This window comes from Cellulosimicrobium sp. Marseille-Q8652 (assembly GCF_965112045.1).
Genome location: NZ_CBCOPS010000001.1, coordinates 506,203 through 524,389, shown reverse-complemented (window position 1 = coordinate 524,389; position 18,187 = coordinate 506,203). Strand labels below are relative to the sequence as shown.

Genomic DNA, 18,187 nt, shown 5'->3' with positions numbered 1-18,187 from the left:
GCCCACCATGTCGAACGACACCCCCACCACGCCGTTGCAGCCCGTCGAGCACCCGCAGGCGCACCCGACCGCGCCCCTCACGGAGCCGCAGAACGTGCAGCACGTCCACTTCGCCCAGCCCGCCGCGCCGCAGCAGGCCGCCGCGAACCCCTACGCCCGCCCGGCCCAGGGCGCGCCCGCCGCGCACCCGGCGGCGGGCGGCCACGGGGCCGTGCCCCCGCCGCCGGCGCCGCCCGTGCAGGGCGAGCCCGCCGGCCCGCGCTCGGAGCGCCGTCGCGCCTGGGTGCCCGTCGTGAGCGCTGCGGCCGCCGCAGCGGTCGTCGCGAGCCTCGGCACGGCCGGGCTCGTGCTCGCCGTCGACGACGACGCGTCGCCGAGCAGCTCGCTCGCCCAGCTCGGCCAGCAGGAGGAGTCGACGACGGCACCCGTCTCGAGCTCGTCCTCGCAGAACCCCGACTGGGAGGCCGTGACGCAGGCCGTGGCGCCGTCGGTCGTCGCGATCCAGGTGCAGACGCAGTCCGGCGGCGGCGAGGGCTCGGGCGTCATCATCGACGACCAGGGCCACGTCGTGACCAACAACCACGTGGTCGCCGGCGCGGTCGACGACACCGTCCAGGTGACCCTCAGCGACGGCCGCCTGTTCGAGGCGACGATCGTCGGGCTCGACCCCGCGACGGACCTCGCGGTCGTGCAGATCACCGACGCCCCGGACGACCTGCAGCCCGCGACGCTCGGCGACTCCGACGACGTGAGCGTCGGCGAGTCCGTCCTCGCGGTCGGCAACCCGCTCGGCCTCGCCAACACCGCGACGACCGGCATCGTGTCCGCCGTGGACCGTCCGGTCTCCGCGTCCGGCTCCGAGGGCGGCACGTCGGTCGTGACCAACGCCATCCAGATCGACGCCGCGATCAACCCCGGCAACTCGGGCGGTCCGCTGTTCGACGCGCAGGGCAAGGTCATCGGCATCACGTCGTCCATCGCGACCCTGTCGAGCGGCGGGAGCCAGTCCGGCTCGATCGGCCTGGGCTTCGCGATCCCCGTGAACCTCGCGAAGACGATCGGCGAGCAGCTCGTCGAGAACGGCACCGCGGAGCACGCGTTCCTCGGCGTCTCGCTCTCCGACGCGACCGCGACGGCCGACGGCGTGACGCGCCGCGGCGCGCAGGTCGCCGAGGTCACCGAGGGGTCGCCCGCCGCGGAGGCCGGCATCGAGGACGGCGACGTGATCGTCGCGATCGACGGCGACGCCGTGGGCGGCGCCGAGTCGCTCACCGCCTTCGTCCGCGAGCGTGCGGCCGGCGCGAGCGCGGCCCTGACGGTCGTGCGCGACGGCAAGACGCTCGAGCTCGACGTCACGCTCGCGACGCGCCCCGCCGACCAGGAGACCACGGGCGAGGGCTCGGAGGGCTCGGACGGTTCCGGCCAGGGCCAGCTCCCCGAGGGCCAGCTGCCCGAGGGGCAGGACGGCCAGGGCCAGGGCGGCCAGCAGGGCGAGCAGGGTCAGGAGACCGACCCCAGCGACCCCGGCAACGTCCCGAACCCGTTCGACTGGTTCTTCGGCGGACAGGGCTGACCCACCGCCGTCGTCTCCCGTCGCGCCGTGCTCCCGTCCGGCGTGACGGACCCGGCGGAGCGCCGCGGACGTCCCCCCGCTCGCCCCGCCCGGCCGGCACGGACCCGTTCCGTGCCGGCCTTCGGCGTGCGGGGGGTCAGGCGTGCCGGGGGTCAGACGTGTGCGAGGGGTCAGGCGTGCTCGGCCGGGCCCGGGCCCGGGGCCGGCACGGCAGGACCGGCCCAGCCCGCGTCGTCGGCCGCGGTGCCGTCGGGCGCCGTCGCCTCGGCCGCGACGCTGCGGGGCGCGAGCGGCTTGGTGAAGTACCCCGCGGTGCGCGAGTAGCCGCCGGCGGTCGAGAACTCCTGGCACACCTCCGTCGCGATCGCCGCCTGGCGCGCGCCGGCGTCGACCGCCCACTCCTCCGTCGCGGCGAGCAGCGCCCGCCCCACGCCGCGACGCCGGTGCGCAGGCGCGACGACCAGCTCCTCGACACGGCACACGACCCCGCTCCCGGCCAGGCTCAGGTGCCGGTTCGCCAGGACGTACGCGACGACGCCCGCGCCGGGCAGCTCGGCCACCGCGAACCACGTGTCGAGGGCGGCGAGGAGCGGGCCGAACGACCGCTCGAACGCGGTCGCGTCCGGGGCGTCGCGCCGCAGCTCGGGGACGAGCGGCCGGACGGCGTCGCGGTCCGCGACCGTCGCCCGCCGGACGAGGACGCCGGTCGGGTCCTGGCCGCCGCCGCGGTCGGACAGATCGGGAGCAGGGGAGGATTCGGACACCCGCGGGAACCTAGCAGCGGCGCGGGGCCCGGTACAGAGGCGTCCGGAGCCCGGTCCGGTGGTCGCGGTGGTGCCGTTCGCCACGGTCCGGGACGGGCTCAGGAACCGAGCGCGTACCGCAGCGGCTCGAGCTTGGCCTCGGACTCCGCGAGCTCGGCCGCCGGGTCGGACGCCGCGACGATGCCGCAGCCCGCGAAGAGCCGCACGTCGCGCGGGTCGGACGCGGACAGCTCGGCCGAGCGCAGCGCGATGCCCCACTCGCCGTCGCCGTCGGCGCCGAGCCAGCCCACCGGCCCGGCGTAGCGGGACCGGTCCATGCCCTCGATCTCCCGGATGAGGTCGCGCGCGGCCTCGGTCGGGGTGCCGCACACCGCGGCCGACGGGTGCAGCGCGGCCGCGAGCGCCAGGCTCGTCGGCGCGGCCGGGCGCGTCGCGCCGCCGCCCGCGAGGACGCCCGTGACGTCGGACGCGAGGTGCATGACGTTCGGCAGGTGCAGCACGAACGGCGTGTCGGGGACGTTCATCGACGAGCAGAACGGCGCGAGCGCCTGCGCGACGGAGGTCACGGCGTACTCGTGCTCCTCGAGGTCCTTGGACGACCGCGCGAGCTGTGCCGCGCGCAGGAGCGCCTCGTCGTCGGACAGCCCGGCGCGCCGGATCGTCCCCGCGAGCACGCGCGACGTGACGAGACCCTTCTCGCTGCGCACGAGGAGCTCGGGCGTCGCGCCGACCATGCCGTCGACCGAGAACGTCCAGCACGCCTCGTAGGCCGTGGCGAGGCGCGCGAGCAGCCAGCGGGGGTCGACCGGCGCGCTCGTGCGGGCCACGACGTCGCGCGCGAGCACGACCTTCTCGAGCGCCCCGGCGCGGATGCGCTCGACCCCCTCGGCGACGACGGCGGCCCAGTCGTCCGCGCGCAGGGCGCCGTCGTGCCAGGTGACCTCGCCGGGGGGCGAGACCGGGGTGCGCGGAGAGCGGGCCAGCGCGGCCGCGGGGGAGGACGAGAGCGAGCCCGCGGTGTCGACCGTCGTGAGCCACGTCGTGCCGTCGCGGCGCCCCACGACGACGCGCGGGACGACCAGCACGCCGCCCGCGCGCAGCGGCTCGTGCGCGTCGTCGCCGGGCGCGGAGTCGTCGAACGCGAACGTGCCGAACGCGACCGGGCCCGTGCCCGGCAGGCCGACCTCGTCGCGCACGACGGCGCGCGCGAGCGTCTCGTGCCACGCGGCCTCGGCGTCGGCGAACCGACCCGGTCCCCACGTCTCGAGGCGCAGGGCCTCGCCCCAGCCCACGATCCCGTCGCCGCGCCGCACCCAGGCCTCAGGGGACGCGCGTCGGGCAGGAGGTCGACGAGCGCGGCGGGGCCGCCGGGGAGGTCGTCGATCCGGCTCGTCCGGACGACGAGGGGGTGGGGCTGGGCGGCCGGGGCCGTCGACGGTTCTGCAGTCATCGTCACCCAGCGTAAGCGCGCCCGGTGGGTGCGGCGCAGCGCGCGGCTCGTGGAAGCATGGGCCCATGCCCCGCGCCAGCCTGGACAAGAAGCCCGCCGAGGTCGCGTCGATGTTCGACGGCATCGCCCGCCGCTACGACCTGACCAACGACATCCTGTCCCTCGGCCAGGACCGCGCCTGGCGCCGCGCGACGGTGCGCGCGCTGGGCGCGCTGCCCGGTGAGAAGGTCCTCGACCTCGCGGCGGGGACGGGGACGTCGTCGGAGCCGTTCGCGGACGACGGCGTGCGGGTCGTCCCGTGCGACTTCTCGCTCGGGATGCTGCAGGTGGGCAAGGAGCGGCGCCCGGACCTGCCGTTCGTCGCGGGCGACGCGACGCACCTGCCCTTCGCCGACGGGACGTTCGACGCGGTGACGATCTCGTTCGGGCTGCGCAACGTGGTCGACACCGAGGGGGCGCTGCGCGAGATGCTGCGCGTCGTGCGGCCCGGGGGCCGCGTCGTCATCTGCGAGTTCTCGACGCCGACGTGGGAGCCGTTCCGCGTGCTCTACCAGGAGTACCTCGTGCAGGCGCTGCCGCGGATCGCCGCCGCCGTGACGCGCGAGGGCGGCTCGTACGAGTACCTCGCGGAGTCGATCGCGGCGTGGCCGGACCAGCGTGGTCTCGGCCGCCTGCTGCTGCGCGCGGGCTGGGAGGGCGTCGCGTACCGCAACCTCTCGGGCGGTGTCGTCGCGCTGCACCGCGGCACGCGCCCCGCCGCGTAGCGCGGCACGTCCGGCGGGCGCCGTCAGACGGGCGCGAGCGGCGCGTGCGGCGCGGCCGGGAGGTGGACGACGACGTCGTCCCCCGCGGTGATCGTCCCGCCGTGCTCGACCACGGCCATGACGCCGGCCCGGCGCACGACCTCGCCGTCGTCGTCGCGACCGACGACCCGTCTGAGCAGGCCTGCCCGGAAGTCGTCGATCTGGCGGCACGGGTTGCGCAGCCCGGTGACCTCGAGCACGACGTCGGGGCCGATCGCGAGCCGTGCGCCGCGGGGGAGCCCGAGGAGGTCGACGCCGCGCGTCGTGACGTTCTCCCCGAGGTCCCCGGGCGAGACGTCGAACCCTGCCCCGGCGAGCTCCTCGAGGAGCTCGGCGTGGACCAGGTGCACCTGGCGCAGGTTCGGCTGCGTCGGGTCGGCCCGGACACGGCTGCGGTGCTGGACCGTGACGCCGGCGTGCGCGTCGCCGAGGACGCCATGACCTGCGACGACGCGCACGGACGGGCTGACCTGCTTGCTGAAGCCGTGGTCCGGGCTCGAGGCGACGGCGACGACGTGGGGCGCGACGGTGGGCACGCGCCCATCCTGCCGCACCCGGGGGACCGAGGTCCCCGGTCCGGTGAGGAGGGTCCCGGATGTCCCGAGGAAGGGTCTCCTTGCTACACATCGCGCGGCACGAGTGACTAGAGTGACGGTTGTCCATTGTGACCGACTTCACAAGGGATGTGGGTGCACCGTGCCCGACGACGGGTGACGGTGAGGTGCGCGAGCACCGGAGGGTGTTCCGACGAGCGGCGAAGAGGTGAGGACGTGGGCGCAGGACGCGACGACGCCGACGTCATCGTCGTGGGTGCGGGCCCCGCGGGCTCGACGGCGGCCCACTACTGCGCCGCCGCCGGCCTCAACGTGCTGCTGCTCGAGAAGTCCGCGTTCCCGCGCGACAAGATCTGCGGCGACGGGCTCACGCCCCGCGCGGTCGCCGAGCTCGTGCGCATGGGCGTCCCGACGCGCGCGGAGGACGGCTGGATCCGCAACGAGGGCCTGCGCGTCGTCGCGAGCGGGCGCTCGTGGGAGCTCGCGTGGCCCGACCTCGCGTCGTACCCGAGCTACGGCATGGCCCGCGCGCGGCACTCGTTCGACCGCACGCTCGCCGAGCACGCGCAGCGCACGGGGGCCAAGCTCCTCGAGCGCACGGCGGTGACCGGCCCCGTGCTCGACGAGCGCACGGGCCGCGTCGTCGGCGTCACCGCCCGCCCCGTGGACGACAAGGGCCGCCGCGCGGGCGACGACGTGACGTACCGCGCGCCGGTCGTCATCGCCGCCGACGGCGTCTCGTCGCGGTTCGCGCTCGCGCTCGGGCTGAGCCGTCGCGAGGACCGGCCGATCGGCGTCGCCGTCCGCACGTACTTCCGCACGCCCCGTCATGACGACGCGTGGATGGAGTCCCACCTCGAGCTCTGGGAGGGCGCCCCGAACGAGTCCGCCCTGCTGCCCGGCTACGGGTGGATCTTCGCGCTCGGCGACGGGACGGCCAACGTGGGCCTCGGCTCGGTGAGCTCGACCCCGGCGAAGCAGTCCGCGGCGAACGTCGACTACAAGGACCTCTTCGCCACGTGGATGCGCAACGCGCCCGCCGAGTGGGAGCTCACCGAGGAGAACCAGATCGGCCCGGTGCGCGGCGCGGCGCTCCCCATGGGGTTCAACCGCACGCCGCTGTACACGCGCGGTGTCCTGCTCGTCGGCGACTCGGGCGGCATGGTCAGCCCGTTCAACGGCGAGGGCATCGCGTACGCGATGCAGGCCGCGCGCACGGCGGCGGACGTCGTGGCGCAGTCCCGGGCACGGGCCACCGACGCCGGGCGCGAGCGCGCGCTCCAGACGTACCCGAAGGTCATGCGCCGCGAGCTCGGCGGCTACTACACGCTCGGCCGGTACTTCGTGAAGCTCATCGAGCACCCCGAGATCATGCGGATCTGCACGCGCTACGGGCTGCCCCGCCCGGTCGTCATGCGGTTCGTCCTCAAGCTGTTGTCCGACTGCTACGAGCCCCGCGGCGGCGACTGGGTCGACCGCGTCATCGCGGGGCTGACGAGGGTGGTGCCCTCGTCATGACCAGACCTGGTGGGTCGGCAAAGGCGTCGACGCTCGCACCACCTGACCGTGACCCCGGACGGCGTCGTCCAGGGATCCCGAGCCCCCACTCGAGGAGTACGCGATGACCAACCCGTACGTGCCGCTTCTCGTCCTCATGGGACTGGCCGCAGTCCTCGCCCTCGGCGGCGTCGCCGCGAGCGCCGTGATCGGCCCCAAGCGCTACAACCGCGCCAAGCTCGACGCGTACGAGTGCGGCATCGAGCCCACGCCCCACGCCGTCGGCGGCGGGCGCTTCCCGATCAAGTACTACCTCGTGGCGATGACCTTCATCGTGTTCGACATCGAGGTCGTCTTCCTCTACCCCTGGGCCGTCGACTTCGCGACGCTCGCGACGTTCGGTCTCGTCGCGATGCTCGCGTTCCTCGCGCTCATCACCGTCCCGTTCGTCTACGAGTGGCGCCGCGGGGGCCTCGAGTGGGACTGACACCGATCATCTGCACCTGTCCGCGGCACGAGCCGCACGCGCGACCGACGATGGGCTAGGAGAACAACCATGGGGATCGAGGAAGCTCCTTCAGGCTTCTTGCTCACGACCATCGAGGACCTCGCCGGGTACTTCCGCAAGGCCTCGCTGTGGCCCGTGACGTTCGGGCTCGCGTGCTGCGCGATCGAGATGATGGCCGCGGGCGCCTCGCGCTTCGACCTGTCGCGCTTCGGCATGGAGGTCTTCCGCGCGTCGCCGCGCCAGGCCGACCTCATGATCGTCGCCGGACGCGTGAGCCAGAAGATGGCGCCCGTCGTGCGCCAGGTCTACGACCAGATGAGCGAGCCCAAGTGGGTCCTGTCGATGGGCGTGTGCGCGTCGAGCGGCGGGATGTTCAACAACTACGCGATCGTGCAGGGCGTCGACCACGTCGTCCCGGTCGACATCTACCTGCCCGGGTGCCCGCCGCGCCCCGAGATGCTCATCAACGCGATCCTCGCGCTGCACGAGCAGATCGGCGACGAGCCGCTGGGCGCCAACCGCAAGGAGGCGGCACGTGCCGCCGAGGCGGCCGCGCTCGAGGCCACCCCCACCTTCCAGATGAAGGGGCTGCTCCGGTGAGCGCGACGACGGGCCCGGGCGGCGGCGCGAAGCCGGTGCCGCAGCCCGAGGAGGTCCAGGGCCCGCGCGCGGGCGAGCTCGTCACCGGCGCCGAGGCGCCGCGCACGCTCGACGTCGTCGAGGTGCGCTCGGGGATGTTCGGGGCGCAGGGCTCGGGAGACACGTCGGGCTACGGCGGCCTCGTGCAGCCCGTCGCGATGCCCGGCGCGACCCCGCGCCCGTACGGCGGCTGGTTCGACGACGTCGTCGACGTCCTCGCGCAGGTGCTCGCCGAGGCCGGCACGTCGATCGCCGACGCCGTCGAGTACGTGAGCGTGGACCCTCCGGGCCGGCACGGGGAGCTGACGCTGCACGTGCACCGGGACCACCTCGTCGAGGTGTGCCGTGCCCTGCGCGACGACCAGGACCTGCGCTTCGAGCTGAGCCTCGGCGTGAGCGGCGTGCACTTCCCGCACGACGTCGGCCGCGAGCTCCACGCGCTGTACCACCTGACGTCGATCACGCACGGGCGCCGGCTGCGCCTCGAGGTCGCCGTCCCCGACGCCGACCCGCACGTCCCGTCGACCACGTCGGTCTACCCGACGAACGACTGGCACGAGCGCGAGACGTGGGACTTCTTCGGCATCGTCTTCGACGGGCACCCGTCGCTCGCGCGCATCGAGATGCCCGACGACTGGCCCGGCCACCCGCAGCGCAAGGACTACCCGCTCGGCGGGATCCCGGTCGAGTACAAGGGCGCGACCGTCCCCCCGCCGGACACGAGGAGGTCGTACTCGTGAGCACGCACACCACCGGGGCTCCCCCTTCGGGCCCGCACGCGACACCCCGTTCGACGCGGCCGCCCGAGGGCGACTTCGAGCAGGGCGTCCCGAGCTTCGAGGCGTCGGGCGGCGACTGGGCGGAGATCGCGGAGAGCGCCGTCGCCGCGGCGGCGCTCGGCGAGGAGCGCATCGTCGTCAACATGGGGCCGCAGCACCCGTCGACCCACGGCGTGCTGCGCCTGATGCTCGAGATCGACGGGGAGACCGTCACCGAGGCGCGGTGCGGCATCGGCTACCTGCACACGGGCATCGAGAAGAACATGGAGTTCCGGACGTGGACGCAGGGCGTCACGTTCTGCACGCGCATGGACTACCTCGCGCCGTTCTTCCAGGAGACGGCGTACTGCCTCGCGGTCGAGAAGCTCCTCGGCATCACGGACGACGTGCCCGAGCGCGCCAGCGTGATCCGCGTGCTCGTCATGGAGCTCAACCGCATCGCGTCGCACCTCGTGTGCCTCGGCACGGGCGGCAACGAGATGGGCGCCACGACGGTCATGACCGTCGGCTTCACGGCGCGCGAGGAGATCCTCAAGATCTTCGAGGCGATCACGGGCCTGCGCATGAACCACGCGTACGTGCGCCCCGGAGGCGTGGCGCAGGACGTGCCGCCCGACATCGTGGAGCAGGTCCGCGAGGCGGAGCCCCTGATCCGCCGCTACCTGGGCCAGCTCGGCGACCTCATGCTCGCGAACCCGATCTTCAAGGGCCGTCTCGTCGGCGTGGGGCACCTCAACCTCGCGGGCTGCATGGCCCTCGGCATCACGGGCCCGGTGCTGCGGTCGACGGGCCTGCCGTACGACGTGCGCAAGACCGACCCGTACTGCGGCTACGAGACGTACGACTTCGACGTCCCGACGTCGCAGGGCGCCGACTGCTACGACCGCGTCGTGCTGCGGCTCGAGGAGTGCTACCAGTCGCTGCGCATCGTCGAGCAGTGCCTCGAGCGCCTCGAGGCCACGGCGGGCCAGCCCGTCATGGTCGGCGACCGCAAGATCGCCTGGCCCGCGCAGCTCGCGATCGGCTCCGACGGCCAGGGCAACTCGCTCGAGCACATCAAGGAGATCATGGGCACCTCGATGGAGGCCCTGATCCACCACTTCAAGCTGGTCACGGAGGGCTTCCGGGTCCCCGTGGGCCAGGCGTGGCAGACGGTGGAGCACCCGCGCGGCGAGCTCGGCGTGCACCTCGTGTCCGACGGCGGGACGCGCCCCTACCGCGCGCACTTCCGCGACCCGTCGTTCAACAACCTCCAGGCCGTGGCCGCGATGTGCGAGGGCGGCCAGGTCGCCGACGTCGTCGTCGCCGTCGCGTCACTGGACCCGGTGCTGGGAGGGGTGGACCGATGACGATCGACGCCGGACGCGCGACGAACGGGTCGCCCGCGGGCGGTCCCCGCTCGCGCCCGGGCTACGACTCCGAGACGCACGCGCGCCTCGCGTCGGACGCCGCGCAGATCGTCGCGCGCTACCCGCAGGCGCGCTCGGCGCTCCTGCCGATGCTGCACCTCGTGCAGGCCGAGGACGGCTACGTCTCGCGCGACGGGATCCTCTTCTGCGCCGAGCAGCTCGACCTCACGGCAGCGGAGGTCTCCGCCGTCGCGACGTTCTACACCCAGTACAAGCGCCACCCCAACGGCACCTACACCGTGGGCGTCTGCACCAACACGCTCTGCGCGATCATGGGCGGCGACGCGATCTTCGACGAGCTCTCGGAGCACCTGGGCGTCGGTCACGACGAGACGACCGACGACGGCGCGATCACCCTCGAGCGCGTCGAGTGCAACGCGGCCTGCGACTACGCGCCGGTCATGATGGTCAACTGGGAGTTCTTCGACAACCAGACCCCGCAGACCGCGACCGACGTCGTCGACCGCCTCCGCGCGGGCGAGCAGGTGGCCCCGACCCGCGGTGCGGCCAGCGTGTGCTCCTTCAAGCAGATGAGCCGCGTCCTCGCGGGCTTCTCCGACGGCCGCGCCGACGAGGGCGTCGGCGCCGGCGAGCCCACCCTCGCGGGCCTGCGCCTGGCACGCGAGCACGACTGGACCGCCCCCACCCCCGACGCCCCGGTGCCCGCCGAAGGCGACTCCGCCACCCCGGCCGACGGTGAGCCGGCTGCAGGCGAGGAGCAGTCCAGCGCCGAGCGCGCACCCACGACCGACGCCGACGTCGACCCGGGCGGCAAGCCCGGGACGCCCGAGGCCAAGCCCGACGCGTCGAAGGGGACGGACGCATGAGCGAGCAGCAGAGCGGCGTGCAGCGCCCGAGGACGGACCCGCTGACCCCGGTCCTGTCGGACACGTGGGACGCGGACCGGTCGTGGACGCTCGCGTCATACACCGACCGCGGCGGCTACGACGGGCTGCGCGCGGCGCTGGCCCAGGAGCCGGCGGCGATCGTCGAGACCGTCAAGGCCTCCGGCCTGCGGGGGCGCGGCGGTGCGGGGTTCCCGACGGGGATGAAGTGGGGCTTCCTGCCCGCGCCCGACGGCGGGCCGCGCTACCTCGTCGTCAACGCGGACGAGTCGGAGCCGGGGACGTGCAAGGACATCCCGCTCATGATGGCGAGCCCGCAGGCGCTCGTGGAGGGCGTGGCGATCACGTCCTACGCGATCGGGTGCCGGCACGCGTTCATCTACGTGCGCGGCGAGGTGCTGCACGTGTACCGGCGCCTGCTGCGCGCGGTCGAGGAGGCGTACGAGGCCGGGTACCTCGGCACGGACGTCCTCGGGTCGGGCTTCGACCTCGACGTCACGGTGCACGCGGGGGCCGGGGCGTACATCTGCGGCGAGGAGACGGCGCTGCTCGACTCGCTCGAGGGGCTGCGCGGGCAGCCGCGGCTCAAGCCGCCGTTCCCGGCGGTCGCGGGCCTGTACGCGCGTCCGACCGTCGTGAACAACGTGGAGTCGATCGCGAGCGTGCCGTCGATCGTGGCGCGCGGCGCGGACTGGTTCACGTCGATGGGCACGGAGCGCTCGGCCGGGTTCGGCCTCTTCTCGCTCTCGGGCCACGTCACGCGGCCCGGGCAGTACGAGGCGCCGCTGGGCACGACGCTGCGCGAGCTGCTCGACCTCGCGGGCGGGATGCGCGGCGGCAAGGCGCTGAAGTTCTGGACCCCGGGCGGGTCGTCGACGCCGCTCTTCACGGACGCGCACCTCGACACCCCGCTCGACTACGAGTCGGTCGCGAAGGCCGGCTCCATGCTCGGCACGCGTGCTCTGCAACTCTTCGACGAGACGACGTGCGTCGTGCGTGCGGTGAGCCGCTGGACGGACTTCTACGCGCACGAGTCGTGCGGCAAGTGCACGCCGTGCCGCGAGGGGACGTACTGGATGAAGCAGGTGCTCGCCCGCATCGAGGCGGGCCAGGGCACCCCAGGTGACCTCGACCTGCTGCTCGACACGTGCGACAACATCCTGGGGCGTGCGTTCTGCGCGCTGGGCGACGGCGCGACGTCGCCCGTGACGAGCAGCATCGAGCTGTTCCGCGACGAGTACGAGGCGCACATCACCGGGCACGGGTGCCCGTTCGACCCGTCCGCCGCGGCGCTGTTCGACTACACCCCGCGACCGGCCGCCGCGCGCGCCCTGACGGCAGGAGTGCACTGATGACGACGACCACCCCGGCCACCTCCGGCGCCGGAGAGGGGCAGCCCGCAGTGCCGTCACAGCCGTCACAGCCGGCGCCGCCCGCGGACCAGGTGTCGTTCACGATCGACGACATCGAGATGGCCGTGCCGAAGGGCACGCTCGTCATCCGCGCGGCGGAGCAGATCGGGATCCAGATCCCGCGGTTCTGCGACCACCCCCTCCTGGCCCCGGCCGGCGCGTGCCGCCAGTGCCTCGTCGAGGTCGCGACGCCGGACCGCGAGGGCAACCTGCGGCCCATGCCGAAGCCGCAGGCGTCGTGCACGCTCGAGGTCACGCCGGGCATGGTGGTGAAGACGCAGCGCACGAGCCCTGTCGCCGACAAGGCGCAGCACGGGATCATGGAGATGCTGCTCATCAACCACCCGCTCGACTGCCCGGTGTGCGACAAGGGCGGCGAGTGCCCCCTGCAGAACCAGGCGATGAGCAACGGGCGCGCGACGAGCCGGTTCGTGGACGTCAAGCGCACGTTCCCCAAGCCGATCTCGGTGTCGACGACGATCCTGCTCGACCGTGAGCGCTGCGTCCTGTGCCAGCGGTGCACGCGCTTCTCGAAGGAGATCGCGGGCGACGCGTTCATCGACCTGCAGAAGCGCGGGGCCGCGCAGCAGATCGGCCGGTTCGACGAGGCCGTCCTGGACTTCGCGCCGCCCGCGGGCGAGATGCCCGGCGACCGCCCGGTGGGGCTCGCCCTCGAGGACGAGTCGGGCCAGCCGTTCGCGTCGTACTTCTCCGGCAACACCGTCCAGATCTGCCCGGTGGGCGCGCTCACGGGGGCCGCCTACCGGTTCCGCTCGCGCCCGTTCGACCTCGTCTCGACGCCGTCGGTCGGCGAGCACGACGCGTGCGGCAGCGCGATCCGCGTGGACCACCGCCGCGGCGTCGTGCTCCGGCGTCTCGCGGGCGACGACCCGCTGGTCAACGAGGAGTGGATCACCGACAAGGACCGTTTCGCGTTCACGTGGCAGTCGGCGCCCGACCGCCTGACGCACCCGCTCGTGCGCGACCGCGAGGTGGCTCCCGACGGGACCGTCACCCGCGGTGAGCTGCGGCCGGCGTCGTGGGCCGAGGCGCTCGAGCTCGCCGCGCAGGCCCTCGTCGCGGCGCGCGACGCGGGCGGCGTCGGGGTCCTGCCCGGTGGCCGCCTCACGGTCGAGGACGCGTACGCCTACGCCAAGGTCGCCCGCGTCCTGCTCCGGACGAACGACGTCGACCACCGCGCCCGTGCGCACAGCGCCGAGGAGGCCGACTTCCTCGCGCACGCCGTCGCCGGCCACGGGATCGGCGTGACGTTCACCGAGCTGGAGAAGGCCCCGGCCGTCCTCCTCGTCGGACTCGAGGCGGAGGAGGAGGCGGGCGTCACGTTCCTGCGGCTGCGCAAGGGTGCGGTGCAGCACGGCGTGCGCGTGTTCTCCGTCGCGCCGTACGCGTCGCGGGGCCTCGAGCGCATGGAGGGCACGCTGCTCCCGGCCGCGCCCGGGACCGAGGCCGAGTGGCTCGACGGCATCGCCGCGGGCGACCGGGTCCGCACGCTCGACGAGGCGGCAGGCCCCGAGGACTCTCTCGCCGACGCGAGCGACGCGCTGCGCAGGCCCGGCGCGGTGATCCTCGTGGGGGAGCGGCTCGCCGCGACCCCCGGCGGCTACAGCGCCGTGCTGCGCGCCGCGGCCGCCACGGGTGCCCGGCTCGCCTGGGTGCCGCGTCGTGCGGGGGAGCGCGGCGGCGTCGAGGTCGGCACGCTGCCGAACCTGCTGCCCGGCGCGCGACCGGTGGCCGACGCGGCCGCCCGTGCGGACGTCGCGCGCCTCTGGGGCGTCGACGCCGCGGACGTGCCCGCCACGACCGGCCGCGACGTCACGGAGATGCTCGACGCGCTGTCGGTCGGTCAGCTCGCGGGCGTGCTCGTGGGCGGGCTCGAGCTCGCCGACCTGCCCGACCCGGTGCACGCGCGCCGCGCGCTCGAGGCGGCCGACGTCGTCGTGAGCCTCGAGGTGCGCCGCTCGGCCGTCACCGAGCTCGCGGACGTGGTCCTGCCCGTCGCGCCGCCCGTCGAGCGGGCGGGGTCGTTCTGGAGCTGGGAGGGCCGACTGCGAACGTTCCCGGCGGCGCTCGCGTCGACCGCGATGACGGACCACCGCGTGCTCGACGCCCTCGCCGACGCCGCGGGCGTCGGCCTCGGTCTGCCGACGGCGGACGCCGTGCGCGCCGAGCTCGGTCGGCTCGACGCGTGGGACGGCGAGCGCGTCGCCGCCCCGGACGTGCCGGCCGCCGAGCCGCCTGCCGTCGCCCCGGGCACCGCGGTGCTCGCGAGCTGGCGCCTGCTGCTCGACGACGGGCGCGGCCAGGACGGCGAGCGCTACCTCGCCGGGACGGCGAAACGACCGGTCGCCCGGATGTCCGCGACGACCGCGGCCGCGGTGGACGTGTTCGACGGCGAGCTCGTGCGCGTCGGCACCGACCGCGGGGCGATCACGCTGCCGGTCGTCGTGACGGACATGGTCGACCACGTCGTGTGGCTCCCGCTGCGCTCCGCGGGGTCGCAGGTGCACGCGACGCTCGGCGCGGTGCCGGGCGACGTCGTGACGCTCGCGCCCGCGGAGGCGTCGGTCGACGTCGCGCGAACGGGTACCGAGGGAGGGGAGCGGTCATGAGGTTCGAGACACCTGACGTGCCCGGCATCGCGGCCGACTTCTCGCAGGACAACGGCTGGACCTACCTGGTCAAGGCGGTGCTCATCATCGTCTTCCTGCTGACGAGCGTGCTGCTCGCGATCTGGTTCGAGCGCAAGGTCGTCGCGCGCATGCAGGTGCGCCCGGGCCCGAACGTGCACGGCCCGTTCGGCCTGCTCCAGTCGCTCGCCGACGCGATGAAGCTCCTGCTCAAGGAGGACATCACGGTCAAGGCCGCGGACAAGTTCGTCTACCTGCTCGCGCCGATGATCTCGGTGTTCTGCTCGCTGCTCGTGTTCGCCGTCATCCCGTTCGGGCCCGAGGTGCGCATCCCGTTCACGGACTACGTGACGCCGGCGCAGCTCACCGACTTCCCCGTCGCGGTGCTGTACATCCTCGCCTGCGCCGCGCTCGGCGTGTACGGGATCGTGCTCGGCGGCTGGTCGTCGGGATCGACGTACCCGCTGCTCGGCTCGGTGCGCTCGACGGCGCAGGTCATCAGCTACGAGCTCGCGATGGGCCTGTCGCTCGTCTCGGTGTTCATCATGGCGGGGTCGATGTCGACGTCGCAGATCGTCGACTCCCAGACGCCGCTGTGGTGGGCGCTGCCGCTCCTGCCGGCGTTCGTCATCTACGTCATCTCGATGATCGGCGAGACGAACCGCCTGCCGTTCGACCTGCCCGAGGCCGAGGGCGAGCTCGTGTCCGGCTACATGACCGAGTACTCGTCGATGAAGTTCGCGTGGTTCTTCCTCGCGGAGTACATCAACATGATCAACGTCTCGGCGATCGCGACGACGCTGTTCTTCGGCGGCTGGCGCGCACCCTGGCCGCTGTCGGCGATCAACGACGGGATGTTCAACGAGGGCTGGTGGCCGATCCTCTGGTTCCTCGTGAAGATGTGGGCCTTCATGTTCGTCTTCGTGTGGGTCCGCGGCACGCTCCTTCGGCTGCGCTACGACCAGTTCATGACCTTCGGCTGGAAGGTGCTCATCCCCGTCGCGCTCGGCTGGGTCGTGCTCCTGTCGGTCGTCCAGGGCGTGCGCCAGTTCGGCGACGTCGACACGCGCACCGTGATCGGGGTCGGCGTGGGGCTCGCGCTCGTGATCGTCGCGATCACGTGGTTCTGGCCCGAGAAGAAGGCGCCACCGGCACCTGCCGGCGCCGCCCGGCCCGCTGCGTCGGGCGCCCGTGGGGCCGCCGAGCCGTTCGACGCGTTCGCGGGCGGGTTCCCCGTCCCGCCGCTGCCGGGCCAGTCGCTCCCGCCGTCCCCGCGCCGTCGTGCCCTCGTGCCCGACGACGACCGCTCGCCCGCGGAGGCGGGGTCGTCCGGCACCCGTCCCGCAGCGCCCCACGACAAGGAGGTCGACCGTGGCTGACGACGACCAGCAGTCCGCAGCACCGGGGGAGTACCGGCCCCTGCGCCCGCAGGCCTCGGGCCTGCGCGAGGCGCTCGCGCCCGTCGCGGGCTTCGGCGTGACGTTCTCGTCGATGTTCCGCCCGACGGTCACCGAGCAGTACCCGCGGAAGAAGCACGCGCCGAAGCCGCGCTACCACGGGCGGCACCAGCTCAACCGCTACGCGGACGGCCTGGAGAAGTGCATCGGGTGCGAGCTGTGCGCGTGGGCGTGCCCCGCCGACGCGATCTACGTCGAAGGCGCCGACAACGCCGACCTCCCCGAGGGCGAGAACATGTCGCCGGGCGAGCGGTACGGCCGCGTCTACCAGATCAACTACCTGCGCTGCATCTTCTGCGGGCTCTGCATCGAGGCGTGCCCCACGCGCGCGCTGACGATGACGAACGAGTACGAGCTCGCCGGCCCGACGCGCGAGGGGATGATCTGGGAGAAGGAGGACCTCCTCGCGCCGCTGGAGCAGGGCATGCTCGCCGCACCGCACCCGATGGTGCCGGGCACGACCGACACGGAGTACTACCGCGGGGAGGTGAGCGGCCCGGTGGCCGAGCAGGTGGCGTGGGTGCGCGAGCACCGCCCGGACGACCCGACGCTCCCGCCCGAGCCGTCCGGCCCGGCGCCCGAGGTCCGCCGCGTCGAGCACGCGGCCCGCGCCGGTCGTGACCGGAAGGCTGCCCGGTGACCGCGAGCGCGGGCGAGGCGGCCCTCTTCTGGGTCCTCGCCCCCCTCATGGTCCTGGCAGCCCTCTCGTTGCTTTTCGCGCGCAAGGCGGTGCACGCGGCGATCGCGGTCATGTTCGTCATGGTCGACCTCGCGATCCTCTACATCGCCCAGGAGGCGTCGTTCCTCGGGGTCGTGCAGGTCGTCGTGTACACGGGCGCCGTGATGATGCTGTTCCTCTTCGTCCTCATGCTCGTGGGCGTCGACGCGTCCGACTCGCTCGTCGAGACCATCCGCGGGCAGCGGTGGATCGGCGTGCTGCTGGGGCTCGGTCTGGGCGCCGTGCTCGTGGGCGTCGTCACGCAGGCGACGTTCCCTCCGGCCATCGGTCTCGCCGCGGCCAACGAGGCGACGAACCCCGTGGCCCTGGCGCGCGTCCTGTTCGCCGACTACGTGTTCGCGATGGAGGTCGTCGGCATCCTGCTGGTCACGGCCGCCGTCTCGGCCCTCGTGCTCACGCACCGCCGTCGCCTCGTGCCGAAGGTGGGCCAGCGCGAGCAGGCCGACGCGAAGGTCGCGGCGCTGCCGTCGGGCGGTCGCCTCACGCCGCTCGCCGCGCCCGGCGTCTACGCGCAGAACAACGCGATGGACACGCCCGCGCTCGACGCCGCGGGACGCCCGATCGAGGAGTCCGTCTCGCGCATCCTGCGGATCCGCGGGCAGGAGCGCTCGGCGGGGACGATCCTCGCCGCCGAGCGCGAGGTCCTCGTCGAGCACGAGCCGCAGCGAGCGCTCCCCGCGCTGCGCGCGGGCGACGCGAACGAACGGACCGTCGCGGCGGAGCCGGCCGACGCACCTCCGGCCGGCGACGTGTCGGGACCCGACGACCCGGGCCGGACCCGCACCCTCGGAGATGAGGCCTGATGGAGATCACGAACTACCTCGTGCTCGCGACGATCCTGTTCTCGATCGGCGCCGCGACGGTGCTCCTGCGGCGCAACGCGATCATCGTGTTCATGGGCATCGAGCTCATGCTCAACGCCACGAACCTCGCGCTCGTGACGTTCGCGCGCATCCACGGCGACGTGACCGGGCAGGTGCTCGCGTTCTTCGTCATGGTCGTCGCGGCCGCCGAGGTCGTCGTGGGCCTCGCGATCATCGTGTCCATCTTCCGCACGCGTCGGTCCGCCTCGGTCGACGACGTCAACCTGCTGAAGAGCTGAGAGGTCGG

General features: G+C 73.7%; 16 protein-coding genes and 1 pseudogene. 14 read left to right on the top strand and 3 right to left on the bottom strand.

Annotated features, from left to right (window positions below; all coding sequences use genetic code 11):
- Positions 1-7: 7 nt before the first annotated feature.
- Positions 8-1,573 carry a S1C family serine protease gene (locus tag ACWPWV_RS02325; RefSeq protein WP_454041357.1) on the top strand — a complete coding sequence of 522 codons (1,566 nt, stop codon included), beginning with the start codon at positions 8-10 and terminating at the stop codon, positions 1,571-1,573.
- 170 nt (positions 1,574-1,743) lie between these two features.
- Here ACWPWV_RS02325 and ACWPWV_RS02320 read toward each other — a convergent pair whose 3' ends face one another.
- Complete coding sequence (locus tag ACWPWV_RS02320) at positions 1,744-2,337, bottom strand: N-acetyltransferase family protein (protein WP_454041356.1); 594 nt, start codon at positions 2,335-2,337, stop codon at positions 1,744-1,746.
- Positions 2,338-2,435: 98 nt separating this feature from the next.
- Positions 2,436-3,787 (bottom strand): annotated as a pseudogene (locus ACWPWV_RS02315) (isochorismate synthase).
- A gap of 65 nt (positions 3,788-3,852) precedes the next feature.
- Here ACWPWV_RS02315 and ACWPWV_RS02310 point away from each other — a divergent pair.
- The gene (locus ACWPWV_RS02310) at positions 3,853-4,551 is read left to right on the top strand and encodes a demethylmenaquinone methyltransferase (RefSeq protein ID WP_454041355.1); all 699 of its coding nucleotides are present in this window, start codon (positions 3,853-3,855) and stop codon (positions 4,549-4,551) included.
- 23 nt (positions 4,552-4,574) lie between these two features.
- Here the strand turns inward: ACWPWV_RS02310 and ACWPWV_RS02305 are convergent, their stop codons facing one another.
- Positions 4,575-5,126: an MOSC domain-containing protein gene (locus ACWPWV_RS02305; protein WP_454041354.1), complete on the bottom strand. Its 552-nt coding sequence runs from the start codon at positions 5,124-5,126 to the stop codon at positions 4,575-4,577.
- A 234-nt stretch (positions 5,127-5,360) separates the two neighbouring features.
- On the opposite strand from ACWPWV_RS02305, the gene ACWPWV_RS02300 reads away from it, so the two are divergent.
- The 12 genes from ACWPWV_RS02300 to nuoK all read left to right on the top strand — a co-directional run bounded on the left by ACWPWV_RS02300 (position 5,361) and on the right by nuoK (position 18,179).
- Positions 5,361-6,662 (top strand): geranylgeranyl reductase family protein, encoded by a 1,302-nt coding sequence (locus ACWPWV_RS02300; RefSeq protein ID WP_454041353.1) that lies wholly within the window; start codon positions 5,361-5,363, stop codon positions 6,660-6,662.
- A 103-nt stretch (positions 6,663-6,765) separates the two neighbouring features.
- Positions 6,766-7,128 (top strand): NADH-quinone oxidoreductase subunit A, encoded by a 363-nt coding sequence (locus tag ACWPWV_RS02295; RefSeq protein WP_454041352.1) that lies wholly within the window; start codon positions 6,766-6,768, stop codon positions 7,126-7,128.
- A gap of 69 nt (positions 7,129-7,197) precedes the next feature.
- Positions 7,198-7,749, top strand: a complete 552-nt coding sequence (locus tag ACWPWV_RS02290) for a NuoB/complex I 20 kDa subunit family protein (RefSeq protein ID WP_251153475.1) — start codon at positions 7,198-7,200, stop codon at positions 7,747-7,749.
- A complete protein-coding gene (locus ACWPWV_RS02285; protein ID WP_454041351.1) occupies positions 7,746-8,528 on the top strand; it encodes an NADH-quinone oxidoreductase subunit C in 783 nt (260 codons plus the stop codon). The genes ACWPWV_RS02290 and ACWPWV_RS02285 overlap by 4 nt, the downstream gene beginning before the upstream one ends.
- The gene (locus ACWPWV_RS02280) at positions 8,525-9,916 is read left to right on the top strand and encodes an NADH-quinone oxidoreductase subunit D (protein WP_454041350.1); all 1,392 of its coding nucleotides are present in this window, start codon (positions 8,525-8,527) and stop codon (positions 9,914-9,916) included. Before ACWPWV_RS02285 ends, ACWPWV_RS02280 begins: the two co-directional genes overlap by 4 nt.
- The gene (gene nuoE / locus ACWPWV_RS02275) at positions 9,913-10,803 is read left to right on the top strand and encodes an NADH-quinone oxidoreductase subunit NuoE (protein WP_454041349.1); all 891 of its coding nucleotides are present in this window, start codon (positions 9,913-9,915) and stop codon (positions 10,801-10,803) included. The genes ACWPWV_RS02280 and nuoE overlap by 4 nt, the downstream gene beginning before the upstream one ends.
- Positions 10,800-12,173 (top strand): NADH-quinone oxidoreductase subunit NuoF, encoded by a 1,374-nt coding sequence (gene nuoF, locus ACWPWV_RS02270; protein WP_454041348.1) that lies wholly within the window; start codon positions 10,800-10,802, stop codon positions 12,171-12,173. Before nuoE ends, nuoF begins: the two co-directional genes overlap by 4 nt.
- Complete coding sequence (locus ACWPWV_RS02265; protein ID WP_454041347.1) at positions 12,173-14,863, top strand: NADH-quinone oxidoreductase subunit G; 2,691 nt, start codon at positions 12,173-12,175, stop codon at positions 14,861-14,863. Before nuoF ends, ACWPWV_RS02265 begins: the two co-directional genes overlap by 1 nt.
- Positions 14,860-16,260: an NADH-quinone oxidoreductase subunit NuoH gene (gene nuoH / locus ACWPWV_RS02260; RefSeq protein ID WP_454041346.1), complete on the top strand. Its 1,401-nt coding sequence runs from the start codon at positions 14,860-14,862 to the stop codon at positions 16,258-16,260. The genes ACWPWV_RS02265 and nuoH overlap by 4 nt, the downstream gene beginning before the upstream one ends.
- Entirely contained in the window at positions 16,253-16,978 is a 726-nt protein-coding gene (nuoI, locus tag ACWPWV_RS02255) for an NADH-quinone oxidoreductase subunit NuoI (RefSeq protein ID WP_454041345.1), read from the top strand. The genes nuoH and nuoI overlap by 8 nt, the downstream gene beginning before the upstream one ends.
- On the top strand, positions 16,975-17,880 hold the full coding sequence (locus ACWPWV_RS02250; protein WP_454041344.1) for an NADH-quinone oxidoreductase subunit J: 906 nt from the start codon (positions 16,975-16,977) through the stop codon (positions 17,878-17,880). Before nuoI ends, ACWPWV_RS02250 begins: the two co-directional genes overlap by 4 nt.
- Complete coding sequence (nuoK, locus tag ACWPWV_RS02245) at positions 17,880-18,179, top strand: NADH-quinone oxidoreductase subunit NuoK (RefSeq protein WP_435738708.1); 300 nt, start codon at positions 17,880-17,882, stop codon at positions 18,177-18,179. Before ACWPWV_RS02250 ends, nuoK begins: the two co-directional genes overlap by 1 nt.
- The last annotated feature ends 8 nt before the right edge of the window (positions 18,180-18,187 follow it).

Bases quoted from the DNA above. Each gene is read 5' to 3' on its own strand.
- ACWPWV_RS02325 (WP_454041357.1), top strand. From the start codon at position 8: ATGTCGAACGACACCCCCACCACGCCGTTGCAGCCCGTCGAGCACCCG.
- ACWPWV_RS02310 (WP_454041355.1), top strand. From the start codon at position 3,853: ATGCCCCGCGCCAGCCTGGACAAGAAGCCCGCCGAGGTCGCGTCGATG.
- ACWPWV_RS02295 (WP_454041352.1), top strand. From the start codon at position 6,766: ATGACCAACCCGTACGTGCCGCTTCTCGTCCTCATGGGACTGGCCGCA.
- ACWPWV_RS02290 (WP_251153475.1), top strand. From the start codon at position 7,198: ATGGGGATCGAGGAAGCTCCTTCAGGCTTCTTGCTCACGACCATCGAG.
- nuoE (WP_454041349.1), top strand. From the start codon at position 9,913: ATGACGATCGACGCCGGACGCGCGACGAACGGGTCGCCCGCGGGCGGT.
- nuoF (WP_454041348.1), top strand. From the start codon at position 10,800: ATGAGCGAGCAGCAGAGCGGCGTGCAGCGCCCGAGGACGGACCCGCTG.
- ACWPWV_RS02265 (WP_454041347.1), top strand. From the start codon at position 12,173: ATGACGACGACCACCCCGGCCACCTCCGGCGCCGGAGAGGGGCAGCCC.
- nuoH (WP_454041346.1), top strand. From the start codon at position 14,860: ATGAGGTTCGAGACACCTGACGTGCCCGGCATCGCGGCCGACTTCTCG.
- nuoK (WP_435738708.1), top strand. From the start codon at position 17,880: ATGGAGATCACGAACTACCTCGTGCTCGCGACGATCCTGTTCTCGATC.